Raw genomic sequence first — 544 nt, forward strand, 5'->3', positions numbered from 1 at the left:
TGAGACAGGTGCTGCATGGCTGTCGTCAGCTCGTGTTGTGAAATGTTGGGTTAAGTCCCGCAACGAGCGCAACCCTTATCCTTTGTTGCCAGCGATTCGGTCGGGAACTCAAAGGAGACTGCCGGTGATAAACCGGAGGAAGGTGGGGATGACGTCAAGTCATCATGGCCCTTACGAGTAGGGCTACACACGTGCTACAATGGCGCATACAAAGAGAAGCGACCTCGCGAGAGCAAGCGGACCTCATAAAGTGCGTCGTAGTCCGGATCGGAGTCTGCAACTCGACTCCGTGAAGTCGGAATCGCTAGTAATCGTGGATCAGAATGCCACGGTGAATACGTTCCCGGGCCTTGTACACACCGCCCGTCACACCATGGGAGTGGGTTGCAAAAGAAGTAGGTAGCTTAACCTTCGGGAGGGCGCTTACCACTTTGTGATTCATGACTGGGGTGAAGTCGTAACAAGGTAACCGTAGGGGAACCTGCGGTTGGATCACCTCCTTACCTGAAGATACTGCCTTCGAAGTGCTCACACAGATTGCCTT

Annotated in this window: 1 rRNA gene; it reads left to right on the forward strand. The window is 53.7% G+C overall.

Annotated features, from left to right (window positions below):
- Window positions 1-503, forward strand: a 16S ribosomal RNA gene (locus MHZ97_RS22275); the annotation flags it as partial.
- Window positions 504-544 lie beyond the last annotated feature (41 nt).

This window comes from Pantoea sp. ACRSC (genome assembly GCF_022346785.1).
GTDB lineage: Bacteria > Pseudomonadota > Gammaproteobacteria > Enterobacterales > Enterobacteriaceae > Pantoea > Pantoea alvi.